13 protein-coding genes and 1 tRNA gene are annotated in these 13,473 nt (G+C 58.1%); 10 read left to right on the forward strand and 4 right to left on the reverse strand.

Going from position 1 to position 13,473, the window contains the following annotated elements; translation table 11 throughout:
- Positions 1–12: 12 nt before the first annotated feature.
- Complete coding sequence (locus E8K79_RS18035) at positions 13–1,734, reverse strand: DUF3373 domain-containing protein (protein WP_136515920.1); 1,722 nt, start codon at positions 1,732–1,734, stop codon at positions 13–15.
- A gap of 454 nt (positions 1,735–2,188) precedes the next feature.
- On the opposite strand from E8K79_RS18035, the gene miaB reads away from it, so the two are divergent.
- From miaB to E8K79_RS18080, 9 genes are all read left to right on the forward strand, one after another.
- Positions 2,189–3,514 carry a tRNA (N6-isopentenyl adenosine(37)-C2)-methylthiotransferase MiaB gene (gene miaB / locus E8K79_RS18040; protein ID WP_136515921.1) on the forward strand — a complete coding sequence of 442 codons (1,326 nt, stop codon included), beginning with the start codon at positions 2,189–2,191 and terminating at the stop codon, positions 3,512–3,514.
- Complete coding sequence (locus tag E8K79_RS18045) at positions 3,507–4,037, forward strand: bifunctional nuclease domain-containing protein (RefSeq protein ID WP_136515922.1); 531 nt, start codon at positions 3,507–3,509, stop codon at positions 4,035–4,037. The genes miaB and E8K79_RS18045 overlap by 8 nt, the downstream gene beginning before the upstream one ends.
- A 248-nt stretch (positions 4,038–4,285) precedes the next feature.
- Positions 4,286–5,356, forward strand: a complete 1,071-nt coding sequence (locus tag E8K79_RS18050) for a M42 family metallopeptidase (RefSeq protein WP_136515923.1) — start codon at positions 4,286–4,288, stop codon at positions 5,354–5,356.
- A gap of 270 nt (positions 5,357–5,626) precedes the next feature.
- The gene (gene guaB / locus E8K79_RS18055; protein ID WP_136515924.1) at positions 5,627–7,096 is read left to right on the forward strand and encodes an IMP dehydrogenase; all 1,470 of its coding nucleotides are present in this window, start codon (positions 5,627–5,629) and stop codon (positions 7,094–7,096) included.
- A gap of 144 nt (positions 7,097–7,240) precedes the next feature.
- Positions 7,241–8,791 (forward strand): glutamine-hydrolyzing GMP synthase, encoded by a 1,551-nt coding sequence (gene guaA / locus E8K79_RS18060; RefSeq protein WP_135868250.1) that lies wholly within the window; start codon positions 7,241–7,243, stop codon positions 8,789–8,791.
- A 105-nt stretch (positions 8,792–8,896) separates the two neighbouring features.
- A complete protein-coding gene (locus tag E8K79_RS18065; protein WP_407925484.1) occupies positions 8,897–9,049 on the forward strand; it encodes an HAD hydrolase-like protein in 153 nt (50 codons plus the stop codon).
- 50 nt (positions 9,050–9,099) lie between these two features.
- A complete protein-coding gene (locus E8K79_RS18070) occupies positions 9,100–9,759 on the forward strand; it encodes an HAD family hydrolase (protein ID WP_136515925.1) in 660 nt (219 codons plus the stop codon).
- An 85-nt stretch (positions 9,760–9,844) separates the two neighbouring features.
- Complete coding sequence (gene flgM, locus E8K79_RS18075; protein WP_136515926.1) at positions 9,845–10,138, forward strand: flagellar biosynthesis anti-sigma factor FlgM; 294 nt, start codon at positions 9,845–9,847, stop codon at positions 10,136–10,138.
- 200 nt (positions 10,139–10,338) lie between these two features.
- A tRNA-Gly gene (locus tag E8K79_RS18080) sits at positions 10,339–10,413 on the forward strand.
- A gap of 327 nt (positions 10,414–10,740) precedes the next feature.
- On the opposite strand, the gene E8K79_RS18085 is transcribed toward E8K79_RS18080, so the two are convergent.
- The 3 genes from E8K79_RS18085 to dndA are packed head-to-tail and all read right to left on the reverse strand — an operon-like array spanning position 10,741 to position 12,430.
- Positions 10,741–11,028, reverse strand: coding sequence for a GSU3529 family protein (locus E8K79_RS18085; RefSeq protein ID WP_136515927.1), 288 nt, complete (start codon positions 11,026–11,028; stop codon positions 10,741–10,743).
- A gap of 2 nt (positions 11,029–11,030) precedes the next feature.
- A complete protein-coding gene (locus tag E8K79_RS18090) occupies positions 11,031–11,282 on the reverse strand; it encodes a GSU3529 family protein (protein ID WP_136515928.1) in 252 nt (83 codons plus the stop codon).
- Between the two features lie 14 nt (positions 11,283–11,296).
- Positions 11,297–12,430 (reverse strand): cysteine desulfurase DndA, encoded by a 1,134-nt coding sequence (gene dndA / locus E8K79_RS18095; protein WP_136515929.1) that lies wholly within the window; start codon positions 12,428–12,430, stop codon positions 11,297–11,299.
- A 120-nt stretch (positions 12,431–12,550) separates the two neighbouring features.
- On the opposite strand from dndA, the gene E8K79_RS18100 reads away from it, so the two are divergent.
- The gene (locus E8K79_RS18100) at positions 12,551–13,465 is read left to right on the forward strand and encodes a LysR family transcriptional regulator (RefSeq protein WP_136515930.1); all 915 of its coding nucleotides are present in this window, start codon (positions 12,551–12,553) and stop codon (positions 13,463–13,465) included.
- Positions 13,466–13,473: the final 8 nt, after the last annotated feature.

A 13,473-nucleotide genomic window follows, 5' to 3' on the forward strand; every position in this document is an offset into this window, starting at 1 on the left:
TGCTGCTACGTCCTAGAACTTGACCTCGAAGGTAGCGTAGATGTCACGAGCGTATTTTACCGGGGTCAGCATCATCATCCTGTTGTTCACTTCGGAAATCTTCACCGGAGCGCCTACCCAGTTGTTGCTGCCGGTGTAGTCGAAGTCGTACCACTGGAAGCCGACCCTGAAGAAGGCTTTGGAGAGGTAGGAGGAAACCGGCTTGGAGTTGAGCTCCTGAATCAGGTAGCCTTCGTAGACGTTACCGCGGGTCCCGAGCTTGGTGGTCCACATGTCGTCAGCTGCAGGAGCGAAGGTGATCCAGTTTTTGGAGCCGTGGTTGTACTCGACACCGACCTTGGTCTTCGTCGGGGTGTAGTCGTAGCGGGCACCGGCGTATGCGGCCCAGCCAGTCTTGCTGCTCGGTTTTTCCGGATCGAAGAAGCCGCCGGTCATGAGGCCCTGGAAACCTGCCTGAGCGGAGACGTTGTCGTTCGGGTGGGTTACGCTGAGGCCTGCGTCGGCAAAGAAGTTCAGGTTGCCCGGGCCGATGTTTTTGAGGGTGCTCATCGCGCCCGCGCCGTACCAGTCGATGGCGCCGAGGTCGGTGGACGGGTAGGTGTTGCCGAACGCGGTGTTCTTCATCGCCGGGAAGTCAAAGATGTTAAAGCCGCGGTTGTACTGCAGCCAGACGCGCAGCGGATCAGTGTCGACCGGGATGATGGCGAGACCGAGCATGTCGGTGTCTCTCAGGTTGTTCTTGGTGGTCTCAAAACCGCCTTCGAAACCGCGGCCGTAACAGATCTTAGCGTAAGCGCCGGGGAGGCCTTCGATGTCCGGTGCCCAGCCGATGGTCATGCCGTCAAAGGCGTAGTCGACGAGAAGGGCCGGGGTGCCGCCGTTGCCCGGGCGCTCGTTGTTCAGGCGCAGGTTGCTCGGAGCCCCCTCGGTGGAGGGACGGCGACCGACGGAGAACCAGATCGGCTGGTCGGCGATATTGCTCCAGGTGGCGTAGGCACGGTCGACGTTCAGCAGGCTCGAGGAGGGGACGTGTCCCAGCGTGCCGTCGAAGGTCCCGACGCGGTCGGCGAAGAACGGGGTGCCGCCGTAGTTGGTCACGGCGTTGTCGTCCTGGGCGCCGAACACCTTGTAAGCGAGCAAGCGTACGTTGACGGTCACGTCCTTGGTCGCTTTGGCGTGCATGTTGATGCCGAGACGGTTGGTGTAAATGGTGTCGTTGTTCGGCTTGTAGGCAGGTACGTAAGCCTGCTGCATGAACGGCCCCATGTTCTGAAGCAATTGGCCGTACTGGTTGAAGAAGGTGCCGGTCTGCGCGTAAGTCCTTACCCCGGACATGGCGTTGGAGAAAGCCATAAGTCCCGCCAAGGCTTGGCCATTAGCAGGTGTCGGGTCAGCGAAAAACCCGTTCTGCATCGCATTGGCAGCGTTGGTGAAGGTAGCGTTCGCGTCGGTGTACCCAACGGTACGGCCGTTCAGATTGTCGACCCTGAAGCGGTAGTCGCCGCCGATGGTGAGCCACTTGCCGAGGGATTTTTCCTCGATCTTGTCAACCTTGCGGGTCAGATCTTCGATCTTCTTGTGGTCAGAACCCTTCTGCTGCTCTTCGAGTTTCTGAACTTTCTTGGTGAGGTCGTCGATCTTCTTCTGCATTTCCTGGTCGTCCGCCTGCGCGGCCGCCGGAACAGCCAGTGCGCAGAGGGCTGCGCCTACCAACAGCTTTTCCAGTTTTTTCATGTACTTCTCCTTTTTCTGTTCGCTGGTGTTGAACCAACTTTATTCAGAGAGTATTGCAGATGCACGTTGCCGTGCCGAGGTAACTCATTAAACGCTGGACGCTACTGCCCTAATCGGCGCATTGACCGGTAGATTTAGGGGAAATGTGTAATTTTGGAGATTTATAATGGTTCCAGAGTCATCCAGTCATTAATAGAATCTGGATTAGAAGGGTTGTGCGTAAGTGGGATTTTGGAGCGGGGCGATTGCCGGGACTCCTAATGAGTCTTATAAATCCAGCTCGCGTGATATGTCAATATATTTTTTCTCGAATATATCGCTAGGTTCATGGTTTATATACATTAATAATGTATTCACTGACGGGGCGGTGGACGTGGTGGGGGGCGCTAATAGGGGTTGACGGCAAGCCGCGAATTCTCGTACTATTCACCAATTTAACTGACAGGATGTGGGCGTGATTAAGGCAAAAAAGCTTTACCTGGAAACGTTCGGTTGCCAGATGAACGTGAGCGATTCCGAAAAGATCGTGACCCTGATGAAGGGGATGGGCTACGGGCAGACGCAGGAACCCGGGGAGGCCGACCTGGTTCTTCTTAACACCTGCAGCATCCGGGCTACCGCCGAGCAGCGCATGTACGGACATCTCGGCAAGTTCAAGTCGATGAAGAAGAAGCGGCCTGAACTCATCATCGGCGTCGGCGGATGTGTCGCCCAGCAGGAAGGGGAGGAGCTCATGAAAAAGGCTCCCTTCGTCGACTTGGTCTTCGGCACGCACAACCTGCACCTGCTGCAGAAGATGGTCGCCGGGGCCGAGGCGGGGAAAAAAAGCGTCGCCACCGACTTTCTCGACGACGAAAAGCGCTTCGACCTCTTTCCCCACGCCGAGACCGAGGGTGGCGTCACCCGTTTCGTGACCGTCATGCAGGGGTGCGACAACTTCTGCGCCTACTGCATCGTGCCGCATGTGCGCGGGCGCGAAATCAGCAGGAGCGCCGACAAGGTGGTCGAGGAGGTGACGGCACTTGCCGCGGCAGGCGTCACCGAGGTGACCCTGCTCGGGCAGAACGTAAACTCTTACGGTTTCAAGGAGGATGCGGCGCCTGACTTCGCCGAGCTCCTCTTCCGGGTGGCCGAGGTGGACGGCATCGAAAGGCTTCGCTTCACCACCTCGCATCCCAAAGATATCTCGGCAAGGCTCATCGACTGCTTCGCGCAGATTCCGAAACTCGCCCCGCACATCCATCTCCCGGCCCAGTCCGGCAGCGATGAGGTGCTGAAGAGGATGAACCGCGGCTACACCAGCGCCGACTACCTCGCCAAGGTGCGCGCGCTCGAAGAGGCCTGCCCCGGGATCCAGATCACCGGCGACATGATCGTAGGCTTTCCCGGCGAGGACGAAGCGGCCTTCCGAAAGACCATGGAGCTCATCGAGGAGGTGCGCTACGCCGACCTCTTCTCCTTTATCTATTCCCCCCGTCCGGGCACGAAGGCCGCAGATTTTCCCGACGAGGTGACCAGGAAGGAGAAACAGGGACGCCTGGAACTCCTGCAGGCTGCGCAAAAGCGGATCACTTTGGAGCGGAACCAGAGCCTGGTGGGTAGCGTGCAGCGGGTGTTGGTGGAGGGGGCGAGCAGCAGCGGCGACTCCCTCTTCGGCAGAACCGGCGGCAACAGGGGGACGGTCCTGCATGGAGACCTGGCCCTGGCCGGGCGTATCGTCGATGTGCGCATCACCGAAGGGCTGCAGACCCTGCTCAAAGGGGAGATCGTGCATGCCTGAGAAGGGGGAGAAGGGACCGATGTACGTCGAGATGAAGGTATTTGGCTTCGCCATGGACGCCATCGCACAGATGCCGGTCATCATCCTGAAAGATCCCGATGAGAAGTTGGCCGTGCCGGTCTGGATCAACGCCTCCGAGTCGGTTTCTTTCGCCGCGCAGTTCGTGGGGCGGGAGATGAGCGCCCGCAACGCCCGCCGTGACGTCTTCACTGCACTCATCGAGCATCTCGGCATGACGGTAGTCGGCATCTACGTCGAGAGCCTGCGCGACGGCATCTTCACCGCCTCGGTGCGGGTAGTGGACGGTGCGGCCGAAGAGATCCGACTCGAGGTGCACGTGGCCGAGGCGATGCTCTTTTCACTGAAATACCGCCTCCCTGTATGGGTGAGCGATGAGGTGCTGGGCCAGGCGTCGAAGCTTGACATGAACGAAGAGGGGTTTGTCCGCGAAAACAACGCCCGCCGCTTCGTCGACTTTCTGGACCACATGGACCCCTCTGCCATGGGCAAATACCCCATGTAGCCCTACCGTCCTTTGCCGTCGCGGCGTCCATGCCCCCTCTCCCCCCGGGAGAGGGTCGGGGTGAGGGGCGTCGCCTAGCGCTGAGAAAGATGCAACGGTGCTGGTGTGAGGGCGCCGTCCTAACGAAGAGGGACATCAAGCGGCCGGTGGCGTCCCGCACCGTATTGAAAAAAGAAGTCATAAAGGGTAGGGTGAGGGTGGGCCCTGCCCTTTCTTAATTAACTACAGCGTCAATCCGGAGGAAAGACATGCGCGACGCATCATTTCAATTTCTGCAGCAGCTTCTGGCCGCGCCCAGCCCCTCGGGGTATGAGCAACCGGCCCAGCGCGTTTTCCGCTCCTACATAGAACCTTTCTGCCAGGTTGCCACCGACGTCATGGGCAACGTGTTCGGCATGATCCAGGGCGAGGGGAAGGACCGTCCGCGCGTCATGGTGGTGGGGCACTCCGACGAGATCGGCCTGCAGGTGCGCTACCTGGACGACAACGGTTTCATCTACTTCTCGGCAGTCGGCGGCGTCGACCCGCACATCACACCGGGGATGCGCGTGCACGTGCACACCTCCCGCGGCGCGATAAACGGCGTCATCGGGAAGCGTCCCATCCACCTGATCGAGCCCAAGGAGCGCGACCAGGTGATCAAGCTGGACGCCCAGTACATCGATATCGGCGCCGCGAGCAAGAAGGAGGCCCTCGAGTGGGTCCGGGTCGGCGACCCGATCACCTTTGCGAGCAACCTCGAGCGTCTCTTCGGGGACCGCGTAAGCTCGCGCGGCCTCGACGACAAGGCGGGAAGCTTCGTGGTCGCAGAGGTGCTGCGCCGCGTCTCCGAACTGCCGGACGGGCTCCCGGTCGATCTCTACGGCGTCTCCTCGGTTCAGGAAGAGGTCGGTCTCAGGGGGGGCACCACGAGCTCCTACTCGGTGAACCCCGACGTGGGCATCTGCGTCGAGGTGGACTTCGCCACCGACCAGCCCGACGTGGACAAAAAGCACAACGGCGAGGTTGGGCTCGGCAAGGGGCCGATCCTGCCGCGCGGCGCGAACATAAATCCGGTGCTCTTCGATCTCCTCTCCGACACCGCGCAGGATAACGGCATCGCCGTGCAGTACACCGGCATCGCCCGAGCCACCGGCACCGACGCGAACCCGATGCAGATCTCGCGCGGCGGCGTCGCGACCGCCCTCGTCAAGCTTCCGCTGCGTTACATGCACACCCCGGTCGAGACCATGTCCCTCTCTGACCTGGACCACGCGGTCGACCTGATCGTCGCCTCCCTCTCGAAGATGGGTAAACGGGACGCCTTCATCCCGATGTGAGAAAAAACCCCCTCGCGGCAAAAACGCGAGGGGGTTTTTCGTAGCGCGGCAGACGGCGGCGCTCCTGCAGTGCAGCCACGCCGCCGCGCGGAGCGGATGCGCCGCACCGGGATTTCCCCATACCCATTAGCAGTGGTAGTGTAGACGCTAAGGTTGGGAAATCCTATGCTTTTCCCTTTGTCATTAGCCTAATTTTAGTTGACTTGCCTTCCCCCTTGTAATAGGTTTTCCGGTTAAAACCTGCGCCCAAACAACAAAAGGAGCCCCCTAATGTTAGAAAGCAGCCTTCCCGAAGGTCTCACGTTTGACGACGTCCTGCTTCTCCCAGCCCACTCGCTTATCCTCCCCCGCGATACCGACCTTTCCACCCGTCTGACCAACAACATCCAGCTGAACATCCCGCTGGTGAGCGCCGCCATGGACACCGTCACCGAGTCCAGGGCCGCGATCTGCATGGCCCGGGAAGGGGGCATCGGTTTCATCCACAAGAACCTCACCGTCGCCGAGCAGGCGATGGAGGTGGACAAGGTGAAAAAGAGTGAGTCCGGGATGATCGTCGACCCGATCACCATGCGCCCGAACCAGCGCATCCGGGAAGCGCTCGAGATGATGGCCAAGTACCGCATCTCCGGGGTGCCGATCACGAAGGCCAACGGGAAGCTGGTCGGCATTCTGACCAACAGGGACCTCCGTTTCGAGACTGACCTCGATCTCCCGATCTCCGCCAGGATGACCAAACGCAACCTGGTCACCGTGCCGGTCGGGACCACCCTGGAGCAGGCGAAAGAGCACCTGAAGCACACGAGAGTCGAGAAGCTTCTCGTCGTCGACGAGGAGAAGAACCTTAAGGGGCTCATCACCATCAAGGACATCGAGAAGATCAAGAAGTACCCGAACGCCTGCAAGGACTCCCTCGGTCGCCTTCGGGTCGGCGCCGCCGTTGGCCCCACCCCGGACGTGGACCAGCGCATCGAGGCGCTCATGAAGGCCGGTGTCGACGTCGTCGTCATCGACACCGCCCACGGCCACTCCCAGGGGGTCATCGACGCCATAGCGCGCATCAAGAAGACCTACCCGGGCCTTGAGCTCATCGCCGGCAACATCGCCACCGCGGCTGCCGCCGAGGCGCTCATCAAGGTCGGCGTCGACGCCATCAAGGTCGGCATCGGGCCGGGCTCCATCTGCACCACCCGCGTCGTCGCCGGTATCGGCGTACCGCAGATCACCGCCATCGCCGAGTGCTCCCGCGTCGCCAAGAAATACAACATCCCGCTCATCGCCGACGGCGGCATCAAGTACTCGGGCGATCTCACCAAGGCTATCGCCGCCGGCGCCGACGTCGTCATGATCGGTTCCCTCTTCGCCGGTACCGAGGAGTCCCCGGGCGACACCATCCTGTACCAGGGGCGCGCCTACAAGAGCTACCGCGGCATGGGCTCCATCGGCGCCATGAAAGAGGGGAGCAAGGACCGCTACTTCCAGAGCGACGTCGATTCCGACGTGAAGCTCGTCCCGGAAGGGATCGAGGGGATGGTGCCGCTCAGGGGACCGCTCTCCGCCAACGTGCACCAGTTGATGGGCGGCCTTAGGGCCGGCATGGGCTACACCGGCAGCCGCAGCATCGTCGACCTTCAGGAAAACGGCCGCTTCGTCAGGATCACCGGCGCAGGTCTCAAGGAATCCCACGTCCATGACGTCATGATCACCAAAGAGGCCCCGAACTACCGCGTTGAGAAATAACCTTTAACCCGTTAACGCAAAGCCGCGGAGGCGCGGAGACGCTAAAGAAATCCTTTTCTTCTGGCCTCTCTTTTACCCCGCGGCTTTGCGACTTTGCGTCTTTGCGTTACAGCCTTTGACTTTCAATAGATAAGGAACCTCAAAATGACCGTAGATATCCACTCAGAGAAGGTGCTGATCCTCGACTTCGGCTCCCAGGTGACCCAGCTCATCGCGCGCCGCGTGAGGGAGCAGAGCGTCTACTGCGAGATTCACCCCTACAACATGGCGCTCGAGAAGATAAAGGCGTTCGCACCGAAGGGGATCATCCTCTCCGGCGGCCCCTCCAGCGTCTACGACAAGGATGCCCCGCACTCCGACCTCGGCATCTATGACCTGGGCATCCCGATCCTCGGGATTTGCTACGGCATGCAGCTCATGACCCAGCAGCTTGGCGGGCGCGTCGAGCGCTGCGACAAGCGCGAGTTCGGCCGCGCCACCCTCTCCCTTGACGGCGCGAGCGAAATCTTCGCCGGTTTCGACGGCGGCGCCGAGGTCTGGATGTCCCACGGCGACCGCATCGAGGAGATCCCTGCCGGCTTCGTCAAGATGGCCCACACCCAGACCTGCCCGGTTGCCGCCATGAAGGACGACAAGCGCCGCTTCTACGGCGTGCAGTTCCACCCCGAGGTGGTGCACACCCCGCGCGGCGACGAGATGATCGGCAACTTCCTGTTCAACGTCTGCGGTTCCCAGCCGACCTGGACCATGGCGAACTTCATCGAGACCGAGATCGAGGACATCCGCAGGAAGGTCGGCACCGGCAAGGTGCTCTGCGCCCTCTCCGGCGGGGTCGACTCCTCCGTCGTCGCGGTCCTCATCCACAAGGCGATCGGCGACCAACTCCAGTGCGTCTTCGTCAACAACGGCCTCTTGAGGAAAGGGGAGGCCGAGAAGGTGGTGAACCTCTTCACCAAGCACTTCAAGATCAACCTCGACTACGTTGATGCCGCCGACCGCTTCTTGGGCGTGCTCTCCGGCGTTTCCGACCCCGAGAAGAAAAGGAAGATCATCGGCAACGAGTTCATCTACCTCTTCGAGGAAGAGGCCAAAAAGCTCGGGCAGGTGGACTACCTGGCCCAGGGAACCCTCTACCCCGACGTCATCGAATCCGTCTCCACGAAAGGGCCCTCCGCCGTCATCAAGAGCCACCACAACGTGGGTGGGCTTCCCGAGAAGATGAACCTGAAGCTCCTCGAGCCGGTGCGCGAACTCTTCAAGGACGAGGTGCGGCTTCTCGGCAAGGAACTCGGCATGCCCGACGAGGTGGTGTACCGTCAGCCCTTCCCGGGACCGGGCCTCGCCATCCGCTGCATTGGCGAACTCTCCGGCGAGAAGCTCGACATCCTGCGCGAAGCCGACGCCATCGTCATCGAAGAAATCCGCAAAGCTGGGTTATATCGCGACATCTGGCAGTCATTTGCCGTGCTGCTGCCGGTGAAAACCGTCGGCGTAATGGGGGACGCCCGCACCTACGAGTACACCGTTGCCCTCCGCGCGGTGAACTCCCTGGACGGCATGACCGCCGACTGGGTCAAGCTCCCGTATGAGCTTTTGGGGAGCATATCCTCCCGTATCATAAACGAAGTGAAGGGTGTCAACCGCGTGGTTTACGACATCAGCCAGAAGCCCCCCGCAACCATCGAGTGGGAATAAACCGGGCCGGCCTCATCCCTTGAGGTCCGCTTTTTGCACAAATACACCGCGGTGACCGCCGGCAAGGCCGGTCACCGCGGTTCTTTCGTATCTGGAGAGTGAAAAATGGGTCCAATCCGGCTGCTAATCTTCGACCTGGACGGCACGCTCATCGACTCGCTGCCCGACCTGACCGATGCCACCAACCTGATCCGCGAGAGATACGGTCTGCCGCGGATCGGCATCAGCGACGTGCGCAAGCTTNATACACCGCGGTGACCGCCGGCAAGGCCGGTCACCGCGGTTCTTTCGTATCTGGAGAGTGAAAAATGGGTCCAATCCGGCTGCTAATCTTCGACCTGGACGGCACGCTCATCGACTCGCTGCCCGACCTGACCGATGCCACCAACCTGATCCGCGAGAGATACGGTCTGCCGCGGATCGGCATCAGCGACGTGCGCAAGCTTGTCGGCCGCGGGGTGCGCAACCTCGTGGAGCGGGCCCTGCCCGGGGTGGGCCCGGAGGAGCTGGACCGCGCCACCGAAGTCTTCATCGAGTTCAACCTGGCGCACATAGCCGACAAGACCCGGCCGTATCCCGGTGTTCCCGAGACGCTCTCCGATCTCTCCGGTCTTGGCATCCCGATGGTGGTCCTCTCCAACAAGAACGTGGCCCTTTGCCGCGAGGTGCTCGGGAAACTGGGCCTTGAGCGGCACTTCACCGACATCTTCGGCGCCGATTCCTTTCCGTACCGGAAACCCTCTCCCGAGCCCGTTCTGGCCGTCCTGAAGGGGTTCGGGGTCCCCGCCGCCGAGTGCGTCATGGTGGGGGACAGCATCAACGACATAGCCGCAGGAGGCGGAGCAGGTGTATGGACCGTCGGGTGCAGCTACGGCTACGGCGAGATGAGTGAACTGGAGGGCGCGAGCTACCGGGTCGGGGACTTCCCCTCGCTGTTGCAGCTTCCCTTCATCGACAAGAAAAAATGATGTCTGTTGAAAATTAGCTAAAGTTATTCGTCCGTGTGTCGAAACGGAAGTAGATCTTCAACCAACCTACTGGGGGCGTAATCAGATGAAACTTGAAGAGCTCAATACCAACCCGGCCGCAACCCATCTTGCCGTCGTGCGTAACGAGAAGCCCGAGACGGGCGACGCACACGCCGAGACCGCGGCCAGGCAGCAGGCGGCGTCCGACAAGGTCGAGCTGTCGAGCTACATGCCCGTGGTTCCCACCTCGAAGCAGAGGAGGGAAGACATCCGGGTGGAAAAGGTAGAAGAGTTGCGTTCACAGATCAAGAGCGGCACCTACGAGGTATCCAGCCAGGATCTCGCCCAGAAGATGCTTTCAAAGCTCGTCATGAAGTAAAGTCCCATTCCCCGCGTCATCCGCTGCCGGTGCTATGCACCCTCTCCCTTTGGGAGAGGGGAGGGTGAGGGCTTCGGCCCCCAAACGTACCCGTCCCTTGGGCGTTCGGAAGAATAGCTGACCAGCCGTAAGAACATCGTCGCTTCGGGAAAATCGTTGACAACGAGTTACGGATAAGGTAAAAGGTTCTTCTCACTTAGGCGGGAATAACTCAGTGGTAGAGTGTCAGCTTCCCAAGCTGAAGGTCGCGGGTTCGAATCCCGTTTCCCGCTCCAAAGAAAACAAAGGGTTAGGCGATTTGCCTAGCCCTTTTTGATTATGTGGGTGGCTCGTGTTGTAGTAGATGTTGTAATAAATTCTGAAATCGCATGAAATTGAATGAACGAACCTTGCCCCGGTCGCGTGTCTCCAATTAATACTCATCTGGAAACAACACAGTCGTGGCCGACCGATCCCATTCCGTGATGATCTATATCTTCGGCAACCCCACCTTGTTGTAGTCCGATAGTGCCTCCCGCCTTCTGGTTACTGATCACCGCGACTATTGAAAAATGATCGGATTGAGGGCCGCATGTTCCCCGAAGTTCAAAACAAACGATAGGCTATACGGAGGCAACAGGAATAACAGTGGTGGTTGCAGCATATTCGTCGAGACGATTCAAGGTCTTCTCCAGAATGACATTGTTCACCCCCATGCCGAGATAACCTGTTTGGCCGTATGTGTCGTAGTTCGCTACTTTTTCCGCCAGATCGTCTATCTCTGCTGTCCTAGTGCTGAATCTGTCCTGGTTTTGGATGATCCAAAAGATACGCTCCGCCAGAAAATCAGGTAGTTCTTGTTCACGTTGGGCCATTTCCGTAACTGCTTGTAGTTTTTCGAACAGAGTCATCGCTATTCCTCCAGCCAGCGCAGTGTCCGCTTGATGTCCTCATGGTCGTACGCCCATTTACAGCAGCCCGCTTCGGCGTAGACGTCGTACTCCCGGACCTGGGCTACGAGGATTTCAATCAGATACTCCTTCCCCTGATACGCTTCAGGGTTTCTCGCCACCATGAGCACAGGATCGGCAAGCCATTTTGGCAAATCATGGTGGTCATACTGCTCAACGGTAACCTCTTCCAACTCACTGAATATGTCGTTCATTTAGCACCACCTTCCTATCCGCGCAGCGCACGGAGAATATTTTCCACTTCAGACCAGTCCACTTCAGGGGTCATGTGACACCACGATAATCGAATTGATTGCTCAACCTTTTCAAACGATAGCCCCATTGCCGTCAGCACATGACTTGGAGTATGGGTGTGTGAGGTGCATGCGGAGGTGCTGGATACTGCTATTACGTTCTTGAGAGCTTTGATTGCCACTTCTGAATTAATCCCTGGAATTGAAATGTTGAGCACATGGGGTAGCGTATATTTTTCAGCGCCGTTCTGTTCCGCACCAAGTGCCGACAACGTTGCCAGTGCCTTTTCGCGGAATGTTTGACATTTTTTCATTCGGTCGCCGTTGTTTCGTACTGCAAGCTTTGCCGCCTCCCCAAAACCTGCAATGAGGGAAACCGGCAGAGTACCGGGACGCAGTCCCTGCTCCTGTCCACCTCCGAACATCAACGGATGAATCGGTGGAAACTGGCGGTTCTGCTTACGTACAACGAGGGCGCCAATACCTTTCGGTCCATATATTTTGTGGCCGCTTATCGAGATAAAATTGATGCGCGGGTGCCGGAGTTGCTCCAACTCCTTGCCGAATCCCTGGGCGGCATCAACATGCCACCAGATTTCACGGTCCGCTAAAATATCTGCAACCTCCGTCAGTGGTTGGAGTACTCCAGTCTCATTGTTTACCTGCATGGTCGAAACAAGAAGTGTGTCTGGACGAATCGCATCCGACAATCGCTGAGGGTCAATGCGGCCGTCTGACTGTACCGGCAGAATTTGTACCTCGAACCCCAACCGTGCCATCTCTTCAAACGGTTCAAGCACCGACTTGTGTTCGATGGCAGTGCTAATTATATGGCAGCGTCCATTACGCATTCCCGCATCGGCAAGCCCCAGTATTGCTAGATTGTTGCTCTCCGTGGCGCCGCTGGTAAAAATTACTTCGTCACGGTTCGCTTTAACCACCTCGGCTACCTGGCCTCTGGCATGTTCCACAGCTGTAAGCGCAAACACGCCATAGTCATGAATGGGGCTGGCAGCATTGCCAAAATCCTTTTCCAGAAAACGCACCACAGCCGATGCTACAGACGGTTCCACCGGCGTTGTCGCATTGCAGTCCAGATAAATAGCCATCCATTCCCCCCTCACCTGAAATTATTGCCAAGTATACGCAACACATGTATATATGAAAAATATATTGTTTTTATTGTTTCAATATATTTATCGAATAATGTGGTGGTGAGGTGCAAAGCCATGGATTTGCGACAATTGAAATTCTTTGTGGGTGTGGCGGCATGCGAAAGTTTTACTAAGGCTGCTGAGCAACTGCACATAGCCCAACCTGCTCTCAGCATAGCCATAAAAAAGCTGGAGGAAGAGTTGGATGTTCTTCTGTTCAACCGCAGGGACAGAAAAATTTCTTTAACAGCCGAAGGTGAAGCCCTCTTGCTCCATGCTCAAGGCATACTACAAGGGGTTACCAACGCGAAGCATGAGATTGACGATCTTCGAGGACTGCTCAAGGGAGACGTGCGTGTTGGTCTCACCCCAATGTTAAGCAGCTTTTTCTTCCCGAGGATAATCTCATCATTCAAATTGAGACATCCGGGCCTCAAGATTTCCATCTCCGGTGACAGCGCCTGGAGCATCCAGCGCAAAATCGAGTCCGGTGAGTTGGATGTCGGAGTTATTGCTGGAGAAGTGCCAGAGGGCCTGGACTCTCATCACTTGTTACGGGAGGAGATTGTTGCGTGTGTGTACCCTGGACATCCTTTTGCCGGACGTAAAAAGGTTGCACTGCATGAACTGCTCAGGGAAACGTTGATTCACTACAAGGAAGGGTACCACCTGCGCGAATTGATTGATGAACTATGTGCCAGGGAAGGCATTACTCCATCGGTGGCGGCAGAGTCTAATATGTTCTCGCTGATCCGGAGCCTGGTCAAGGAGAAGTTGGGGCTGGCATTTTTTCTCAAGATGGTGGTTGCACGTGATGCGGAAGTAGCAGCCATATCCTGCGATCCGCCGGTTTTTTTAAATCTATACATAGCGTGGAAGAGAAATTCATATCTTTCTCGGGCAAACCGCGCCTTTGTTGATTTTCTCATCCAGGAACTGGACGAGTATTACATGCTTACGCAGGCTGCGGGAACATTTCCATTGCCCTAATCACAATC

This window comes from Geomonas edaphica (genome assembly GCF_004917075.1).
Classification (GTDB): domain Bacteria; phylum Desulfobacterota; class Desulfuromonadia; order Geobacterales; family Geobacteraceae; genus Geomonas; species Geomonas edaphica.

What these genes read in the sequence shown, in the direction of transcription:
- guaB (WP_136515924.1), top strand. Translation starts at nt 5,627, where the DNA reads ATGTTAGAAAGCAGCCTTCCCGAAGGTCTCACGTTTGACGACGTCCTG.
- E8K79_RS18035 (WP_136515920.1), bottom strand. Translation starts at nt 1,734, where the DNA reads ATGAAAAAACTGGAAAAGCTGTTGGTAGGCGCAGCCCTCTGCGCACTG.
- E8K79_RS18090 (WP_136515928.1), bottom strand. Translation starts at nt 11,282, where the DNA reads ATGAACGACATATTCAGTGAGTTGGAAGAGGTTACCGTTGAGCAGTAT.
- guaA (WP_135868250.1), top strand. Translation starts at nt 7,241, where the DNA reads ATGACCGTAGATATCCACTCAGAGAAGGTGCTGATCCTCGACTTCGGC.
- flgM (WP_136515926.1), top strand. Translation starts at nt 9,845, where the DNA reads ATGAAACTTGAAGAGCTCAATACCAACCCGGCCGCAACCCATCTTGCC.
- E8K79_RS18070 (WP_136515925.1), top strand. Translation starts at nt 9,100, where the DNA reads ATGGGTCCAATCCGGCTGCTAATCTTCGACCTGGACGGCACGCTCATC.
- E8K79_RS18050 (WP_136515923.1), top strand. Translation starts at nt 4,286, where the DNA reads ATGCGCGACGCATCATTTCAATTTCTGCAGCAGCTTCTGGCCGCGCCC.
- E8K79_RS18085 (WP_136515927.1), bottom strand. Translation starts at nt 11,028, where the DNA reads ATGACTCTGTTCGAAAAACTACAAGCAGTTACGGAAATGGCCCAACGT.
- dndA (WP_136515929.1), bottom strand. Translation starts at nt 12,430, where the DNA reads ATGGCTATTTATCTGGACTGCAATGCGACAACGCCGGTGGAACCGTCT.
- E8K79_RS18045 (WP_136515922.1), top strand. Translation starts at nt 3,507, where the DNA reads ATGCCTGAGAAGGGGGAGAAGGGACCGATGTACGTCGAGATGAAGGTA.
- E8K79_RS18100 (WP_136515930.1), top strand. Translation starts at nt 12,551, where the DNA reads ATGGATTTGCGACAATTGAAATTCTTTGTGGGTGTGGCGGCATGCGAA.